Raw genomic sequence first — 7,662 nt, forward strand, 5'->3', positions numbered from 1 at the left:
CGCCATTGCCCGCCATAAATGGCGTGGCGGGCAGTGGCTCCCTTTTGCCTCAGGAGCCGGGGGAAGTCATAAGACAAGCGGTTCTTGGCGAGGAAGGCGGGGCGCTCCTCGGTGTGCATCACGCGCGCACCGGACCCGAGCGCCCGGGTCACCTTCTTGTTGAAGCCGACGTCGGACTTGCTGACCGAGATCCGGTAGTTGGCGAAGAGCACCACGTCCGAGTGTTCCTGCAGCAGCGCGGAGGCGCGGGCCTGCAGCTTGATCACGTACCGGTCGTAGGGTTCGTGCTCGGGGCTGTCGAAGCGCTTGATGTCGGTGTGGGCGATCTGGATGACCGCCATGCCCTTGCGGTCGCGGAGCCCGTTCAGCCTGTCGATGTATTCGCGCCAGATGGTCAGCGCCTCGGCGTAGCCCTTGCCGAAGCCGGGGCTTTCGATCGACTGCCAGCCGTTGCGCCGGCAGGCCTCGGCCCAGATCAGCGGCTCCAGCCAGTCCACGCTGTCGACGACCACGGTCGAATAGGCGTGGTCCTCGTCGAGCAGGGCGTCGAGCGCCTCGGCGACCTCGGCGTAGCTCGTCGCCAGCGGGAAATGCGGCACCTGCAGCTTGCCGAGACCGTCCTCGGTGAGGACGAACACCGGCGCGTCGGCGGACGCGGCGAAGGTGGATTTGCCGATGCCGGCGACGCCGTGGATCAGCACGCGCGGCGGACGCAACACCGTCGAGGTTTGCAGGGATGCGAGCGAGATGGCCATCAGCGCGCCTCCTCGCCGAGCAGCAGCCGGAACTTCGGCTTGCCGGTGCGGACCGTGCGCGCGGGCTCGAACTCCTGGCGGATGTCCTTGGGCCAGGCAGTGTACTTGCGCTCGGGGACGCTGAACGCGATGTCGACGTACTCGGCGGGATCGGCGCCATCGGCCCGGATGCGCTCGACCAGACCGGCGAGCATCGCCTGGTCCCAATCGACGCGCTTGGGCAGCTCCGCGACCACCGTGACCGGGCCGTCCTGCAGCCTGACCGTGCCGGTGTCCTTGCCTTCCGCGCGGCGCGCGTCCTGCGCCTGGTCGCCATATTTCAGCGCGATAGCGCCATCGAGCCAGTCGCTGAGGTTCTTGGCAGCGCGCAGCTGCTCATCGGCGTCCTGCTTCAGGAGCGCCAGCTGGTCGCCCGGCAGAGCGGCGATCTCGCCGACCGGCATGGTGGGCAGATTGTCGAGGGTGATGCGGTTGGGGATCGTCATGGCCGCCCCCTCACGCCAGCTTCACGGCGGGCTTGTCGGCCGTGCTCGAACAGTGCCGGTTGGCCTCGTAGGCCTCGACATCCTCGAGCCGGTACACGACCCGGCCGCCGATCTTGATGAAGGCGGGGCCCTCACCGGTCCAACGCCAGCGCTCCAACGTGCGCGGGCTGATCTTCCATCGAGCCGCCAGCTCGACCTGGTTGAGATGCGTGACTGACATCGTCGTCTCCTTCGCGATTGGCCGAATGCCTGCGAACGAGATTGGGGTGTGCGAGGGGAGGAGATCGGGAGGGCGGAGGGAGGGGAGACGGGAGGAATGCAGATCGGGGCCTCCGAAAACGAAAAAGGCCGCCCCGAAGGACGGCCTGATCGTCGTGATTTTGGTGGCGTCACACCTCGAGCCATGCGCTGGAGCCGCTCTCCCGGATGACCTCCTGCCACGTGGGGTGGCCGTCGAAGAGATTCTTCAGTCGCTTCACGGAGGGGCCGCACTCGGCTTCCTCCAAGATGCGCGCGACGGGCAGCACCGGATCCCCGTCCAGCCAGGCCTCGGCGAGCATGGCGACAGCGATCTTCTGCTTGCCGCCGGTGAACTCGTGCCACCTGCCGTGCACGATCAGCACGCCGCCGTCGCCGGAGACCCATACAGGCCCCTTGTGCGACGGTCCCTTCAGCAGGCGTGCGCTCAGGACTTCCGGGGCGATGGCAAGCCCATCTTCATGATCGACCACGTCCGCCAGCGCGACGAACTCGTGGCCCCGGACGAAGCGGAAGCGATGCCGATCCGGAGGGTCGAGAACGAGGACCACCCGAAGCCCATCGGCCGGCCGGCGCGCAACGAGCTGGCGGAACTCCTCGAACACGGCCTGCGTCGTCAGACCGCGGGCGACCCAGATCCCGACACGCGCCCTTCGCTTCGGCAGCCGCGCCGTCCCGAAATCCAGCACCGCGCCGTCGAGGTACGGCACCGGGTCTTTGCCGAGCGAGCAATCGAGCCGGGCGACCACCCGCCGAGCTGCTGCCGCCATGTCCAGCGCATAGACCCGACGGCGGGCGCTCGCCTGTTCGTCGTGCCATGCCGCGTTGCCGAGAAGCCCATTTTGGCCGGTGATCGGGTGGGCGATGACGGACGTCGGGGTGTCGTCCAGATCGTCCTCGGCAACGACGGACATCGCGCTGCCGCGCTGCACGAGCAGTCCGGCATCCATCAGCGCCTTGCCGGCGCCGTGCATGTGCGCCAGCGCCATGGCCGAAACCCGCGCGTTGCGGGTTCCGGCAATGGACGAGAGCAGTCGGCGGGCGGCGAGATCAATCCTCGAAGAGCTGCAGGTCATCGACCAGGATCCCCCAGCGCCGCAGGTACTTCTCGCCGATCATCTGCTCGGTGGCCGTCCGATCCTTAAGGTCGCAGCCATGCGGCCACGTGATCGACAGGGTCAGCGTCCGCCGGCGGTCGCCTCCCGGACGCCGAGCAAGCTTCACGGCGATCTTGGCCCGCGTGACGACGTAGCCCTCGCTCAGGGGCGTGCGATCCCCGAACCGCTCTTCCGCCTTCGTCCAGATCGTCTCGTCGGCGCGCGCGGGCTTTTCCAGCGTCACCCTGAAATCGCTGTCGTCGATCGGCATCAGCCGCAGTTCGCGCACTTCGACGCCCTCGATCCCGTCCTCCGGGTCGACAGGAAAGTCATACGGGTTCAGAAGCACCGAAAGATCGTAGCACCGCAGCGGCAGGCGGTTCTCCTTGAACTCGATGCCGAGGAGATGTGTGACCGTCGCCCTCACGATCTCGCCGCGCGTCTGCTTGTCGTTGGCGATCACCTCGATGCCACCGGTGGCGGGCTCGTAGGTCACCGCGGCCTCGAACACGGGACGATAGGCCTGCCGCACGAGAGATCCCCTGTCGTCAAAACGCAGCAGGTCGTCGGGCCGTCCCTCGCGGTAGATCGTCACCTGCACGAGGTCGCATTCGTCGCCCTCATGGGTCGTCCTCACCCGGTCGAAGATGTCGACATGTGCATGGGCGGCGCCCGAGAACTCCTTGATCGCGGAGACGAAGGCGTGGCGGGCCGATGCATTGCGCTGCACGACGCAGCCGGCGTCGGTCATGTAGCCGGCCCATATCCGACCGCGCCGGCGGTCCTCCGTGAAGCGGACTTCCTCGGCATGACGAAAGCGGTCCTGCGCGTTCAGGAACATCCAGAGTGACCGCGCGTGCGGGTTCGCGAGCCCGTCGAGGAAGGCGGGATCCTCGGCCACGCTGTAGATCGCGGCCTGCCCGGGCTCATCGGACAGGCCATGGACGCGCTCGGCGTCGTTGGAAATGCGGTCGCGCTGGACGCGGGACATCTTCTCGATGGCGCCGAGAAGCGGCCCGGACAAATCGGCGTCCGGCACGCTCCAGTCGAACTCGGTGGGCAGGCCGATCTCCGGCCGGTCGAAGTATTCGCGCAGCGCCTCGCCGGGCGTCTTGCGAAGGAAGGCGGACAGTGCAGTCACCGTGATCTCCTTTCTGGCAATTCCATTCATCGGCTGATCTGCTAATCAGCGTATATCGCACCAGAGTGGAGTCAATCAAAAAAATACGCACTTCCGCGGATTCGCGATCAGCGACCGAAGAGCGAGGGCTGTCCGCGTACCGAAGTGATCAGGTTCAGCTTCAGCAACCTGATGCGCGCAGCCTCTTCGGAAACCGCGAACCGCTCCATGACCATCTGGATCAGCTGCATGGCATGCTCCGTCGAAACATGGACATCACCATGCAGCTCGCGCGGGCCGCAGTAGTCGGAAACGAGGCGACGGACCGGCGTGGCCGGCATCAGCAGCGCGCCGCTGATATAGCCGGCCTGCCATTCCATCCAGTCGGACTGCGGGGCGTCCAGGATGTTGTCGCGCTTGGAGATCGCCTTGTTCGCGTTCACCCCGCGCTCGAGCAGGTCGCCGTTGGCGAACTTCTGCGCCCAGAGAGGCCCGTGGAACTTCACATGCCCGAACTCATGGGTGAGCGTGGTGCGGAAACGATTCTCGCGCCGCTCGTCGGCCGCGATGCGTTCCGAGATGGAGACCTTGGGCCCCCGGTCGGGGAAGAACTCGGTGACGCCTTCCACATCGGGCCCGTACGCTGACAGGTCGGCGTAAGGGTCGAGGTCCGCATCGTGCATCTCGATCAGCACGGTCAGGTCGTCGGTCGCCACGGGGTAGTCGACCGTCCCGCGGCGCTTCAGCAGAAGGCCCCGGATCAGCCGCTCGCATTCATCGTCGAGATCCCGCGCCGCGTAGAAGGGTCGCTCGGCAAAGCGGCCCGTGTTGTCACGGATCATCTTCACCATGCGAACCTCCTTACTCCTTCAACGCTTTCCTGAAATTGGCGAAGGCCTTGACGACCTTGTCCGGGGTGGACGCATCCGGCCGCAAGTCATCCGGCAGCCGTCCTGCGAGTGCGTATAGGTAGTCCTCCGGAATGTTCAGGATGCCGGAGAACTGACGGATCAGGTGCCCCGAGCTGGGGCTGCGTCGGTCGTGCTCGATGTCGTTGAGGTACTGCGGGGAGATCGACCCGCCGCCCTCTTCCTTCATCACGCGCGCTGCGAGCTCCTTCTGGCTGAGACCGAGTGCCTTGCGGGCCTTCGAAATCGCCTGGCCGAAGGTCACACCGTCGGCGGACATGGCCGGTTCATCGCTTCATCTCCCTGTCAATCCGCTTGTTCGCGGATTTGCGAGTTGTTACTCCTTATCCACAAGGGGATCAACCGTGAAGCGGGCTCGCGGCCGGCGGGCAGGGAAGAGGGAAAGGTGTGCTGTGGGTTGCAGGACCGCGGACTTCTTGATCAGCAGACGTCGCCAAGAAGCTGGGGCGCCGCCCTTCATTGGGCTCCTTCCGCTAGATGAGAAAGCGCGAGAGCGAGCCGTTGAGCGCACGCGACAGTTCTTGGGCGGTCGGCCCGACAGGCTGAAAGCGTTATTCCGGGATTTTCCAAGCCTCGCGGCATGGCTTGTCACCCATTCTTTAAGCGAAGGATATGGAGACGCCGGCCATGCGGTATACCCACACATCGCCGACATTCTCCAAGTTCCGCTAGATTACCAGCCGCATCGCAAGGTGCTGTTCCGCTCATTCTGTGCGGTTTGCGACCGGTTCGGGTTGCCTACCCGAGGCTTCGATCGCGATGTCGATGTCTACCTTCTTCATGCCGGCGTAAGCCAAGCACAGCTTCCACATCTGATCGACGCATTTCTGAGACAGGAAGCAGCCTTTGGCCCGCCCCCTGTCGAAACGACAGTGCTGCTCAACCGCTGGGAAGACGACGCACTGTATTTTCTCCCTCCTGCGGTCAACGTGCTTCGCCGTGCAATCCTTTGGGACGAGACTGCCTGGCATGCCGCCCTGTTTGCACGGATACGCCAAGACCCGGAGGCCTTCGTCCCTGCGATCGATTTTGAGAGGTCTTTCAAGGAAGTCTTTGACCAGAGACTGAAAGAAACGAGGCCAACATCTAGCCGAGGAGGAAGCGAGGCGCTGGCACCGCGGCCGCGGCTCCATTGGCAATCTGGTGGGCTTGTGTTGAGACTGCCTCGAAGCGAGGGGCGAATTCGCCTCTGGCTCGATGGCGCGCAACGACCGCTCCGTTTGCGCGGTGGTGAGGACTGGACACTACCTCAGCCCTGGCCCCACGAGCTCCGTTGGGAAATCTCTGGCCAGACCGGGCAACTCGAGTTCCTCACTCAAGGGGGGTGTGCCGCGTTCGACAGGATCACCGGTCACTATCTGCGCGAAATCCCACGAGGCTCGGTCGATATCGAACTGGACTCAACGGACATCGTTCTCCTGGCCCGAGTGCCATTCTCGATAGCGGGCGAACCCGCTCTTGAACCGGAAGCCGATAGTTTTGTCGGTTTCGCAGTACTGGGGCCGCGCCCCGTAGTGCTCAACCTCGACGGCCCGCAAACGGGTCTCAAGGCCCGTCCGAGAAGACGCCTTTCCTTGGCAGGAGACGAAATCGCAAGTGGTCCACGGGGCGCACTTCATGGGCGTTCTGCACGTCTTCGGATCGAAACTGGCTTGGGGCGCTCCGAGACACGCGCGGTACGGGTCACACTCGGTGTGCAGTCATGCCTCGTCGAGGTATCGATTTCAGATGACGGTTTTGGTGAAGTCGGAATGGAAGAGGTGCTCGCTGGCTTCGCGGAGGCTGAGGCGGCAGACCCGGTGCGCCTCCGGATGGAACTGATGGCGCCAAGCGCCGATGGTACCGCCTCTCATGGGTCCGGGATCACGCTTGCCGCATGGGTATGGCCTGGCTTCGGCGGCTCGGACGGCATCGTGTTCCACAGCGAGCGCCAAGTCCGCAACCTCGTCCAGGATGAATGCCTCCACGTCGGTCGTGACGACCAAGGGCGTCTATGCCTTGAGCCCGGCGGCGGATACAGCGTCGCACGGGTCGTATTCGAGATCGAAGGCGTACACGTTCCTTTCGATCTTCCTTGGCCAGATGTCACCGTATCAAGGCGCCGTGCTGAGGGAAGTGTCGCCCCGCTTCCGCTTGGCACGCGGCTTTCGGTTGGTGAAGACGACCGCTTCGATACGATCAGCATTCGATGCCCTGACCAGAAGGCACAGCTGATCATTCGTGGAAGACGCGAAGACCGGCCATTCTATGGGGGACTGACCCGCAGTCTTGCTGTTCGGGACCTTCTGGCTCCCGCCTCCGACGAACGTGTGTTGCTTCAGCGCGGAAACGGATCGGAAGTCCTGCTATTCGAACTGGTCGCTGCACTGGCGCCGCAGGCAATCAACCTCCTTCCCGCTCGCAGCGCAGTCCGACTGCAGCTGAAATTCGGAGAGCCGGTCGATGCAGTGGCTGTCGAGGTCGAGGACGAAACGGGCGCTGTCATTTTCGCCGAAGCCGCCCTTCGGCATCGGCCGGTGGCGACGCGTCGGCCAGACTGGTTCCATGCCGAGGTAAACGACAACGACGCGCACGGCCTCGAACTGACCCTCGATACCGATTGGATTGATGACGGTCCCTGTCTGGCCCGGCTCTTGATCCGACCCGAAGGACGCGATGGTTGGCGACCGCTGCGCAATTCGCGAGGTGACAGTTTTGCCGTCGCCATTGCCAACCCGGCAGCAGACGGATTCGTGCAGGACGCAGAGCTTCAGCGTCGGTTCGAGGCTCTCAGCCGCTGGCTGTCGGATTGCTACGCAGCAGAGTGCTGGCCGACGCTGGAGCGCACACTGGTGCCACGCTGGCAGGAACTCGGATGTCGGCTGCGAGAACTTCGTGGTGGCGATGGAGCCGTTATGCGAGCGGCGTGCTTGCCGCCTCCCGACCATGCGGCACTTGGCTGGAGAGTGTCCTGTCTTCTGTGTATCGCTGAACCGGTCCATGCTTCCTGAAGGGAGCACTGACGATGACAATTTCCAA

The 7,662-nt window shown here is 64.5% G+C and carries 8 protein-coding genes; 1 reads left to right on the forward strand and 7 read right to left on the reverse strand.

Annotation, left to right across the window (positions count from 1 at the left end; translation table 11 throughout):
- The 7 genes from RGD00_RS22495 to RGD00_RS22525 form a co-directional block, all read right to left on the reverse strand.
- A partial coding sequence (locus RGD00_RS22495; RefSeq protein WP_310459479.1) for an ATP-binding protein occupies positions 1-755 on the reverse strand: 755 nt, incomplete at its 3' end.
- Positions 755-1,240, reverse strand: a complete 486-nt coding sequence (locus RGD00_RS22500) for a hypothetical protein (RefSeq protein WP_310459480.1) — start codon at positions 1,238-1,240, stop codon at positions 755-757. The genes RGD00_RS22500 and RGD00_RS22495, both read right to left, overlap by 1 nt.
- Positions 1,241-1,250: 10 nt before the next feature.
- Complete coding sequence (locus RGD00_RS22505; RefSeq protein ID WP_021096360.1) at positions 1,251-1,460, reverse strand: helix-turn-helix transcriptional regulator; 210 nt, start codon at positions 1,458-1,460, stop codon at positions 1,251-1,253.
- 169 nt (positions 1,461-1,629) lie between these two features.
- On the reverse strand, positions 1,630-2,574 hold the full coding sequence (locus RGD00_RS22510) for a hypothetical protein (protein WP_310459485.1): 945 nt from the start codon (positions 2,572-2,574) through the stop codon (positions 1,630-1,632).
- Positions 2,549-3,766, reverse strand: coding sequence for a hypothetical protein (locus RGD00_RS22515; protein ID WP_310459481.1), 1,218 nt, complete (start codon positions 3,764-3,766; stop codon positions 2,549-2,551). The genes RGD00_RS22510 and RGD00_RS22515 overlap by 26 nt, the downstream gene beginning before the upstream one ends.
- Before the next feature lie 77 nt (positions 3,767-3,843).
- The gene (locus RGD00_RS22520) at positions 3,844-4,566 is read right to left on the reverse strand and encodes an ImmA/IrrE family metallo-endopeptidase (RefSeq protein WP_310459482.1); all 723 of its coding nucleotides are present in this window, start codon (positions 4,564-4,566) and stop codon (positions 3,844-3,846) included.
- A 10-nt stretch (positions 4,567-4,576) separates the two neighbouring features.
- Entirely contained in the window at positions 4,577-4,903 is a 327-nt protein-coding gene (locus RGD00_RS22525) for a helix-turn-helix domain-containing protein (protein ID WP_310459483.1), read from the reverse strand.
- Positions 4,904-5,060: 157 nt separating this feature from the next.
- Between RGD00_RS22525 and RGD00_RS22530 the strand changes: the two genes are divergently transcribed.
- Complete coding sequence (locus RGD00_RS22530; RefSeq protein ID WP_310459484.1) at positions 5,061-7,634, forward strand: hypothetical protein; 2,574 nt, start codon at positions 5,061-5,063, stop codon at positions 7,632-7,634.
- Positions 7,635-7,662: the final 28 nt, after the last annotated feature.

The sequence above is a fragment of the Ruixingdingia sedimenti genome, assembly GCF_031432425.1.
Lineage (GTDB): Bacteria > Pseudomonadota > Alphaproteobacteria > Rhodobacterales > Rhodobacteraceae > Ruixingdingia > Ruixingdingia sedimenti.

Bases quoted from the DNA above. Each gene is read 5' to 3' on its own strand.
- RGD00_RS22500 (WP_310459480.1), bottom strand. From the start codon at position 1,240: ATGACGATCCCCAACCGCATCACCCTCGACAATCTGCCCACCATGCCG.
- RGD00_RS22505 (WP_021096360.1), bottom strand. From the start codon at position 1,460: ATGTCAGTCACGCATCTCAACCAGGTCGAGCTGGCGGCTCGATGGAAG.
- RGD00_RS22510 (WP_310459485.1), bottom strand. From the start codon at position 2,574: ATGACCTGCAGCTCTTCGAGGATTGATCTCGCCGCCCGCCGACTGCTC.
- RGD00_RS22515 (WP_310459481.1), bottom strand. From the start codon at position 3,766: ATGAATGGAATTGCCAGAAAGGAGATCACGGTGACTGCACTGTCCGCC.
- RGD00_RS22520 (WP_310459482.1), bottom strand. From the start codon at position 4,566: ATGGTGAAGATGATCCGTGACAACACGGGCCGCTTTGCCGAGCGACCC.
- RGD00_RS22525 (WP_310459483.1), bottom strand. From the start codon at position 4,903: ATGTCCGCCGACGGTGTGACCTTCGGCCAGGCGATTTCGAAGGCCCGC.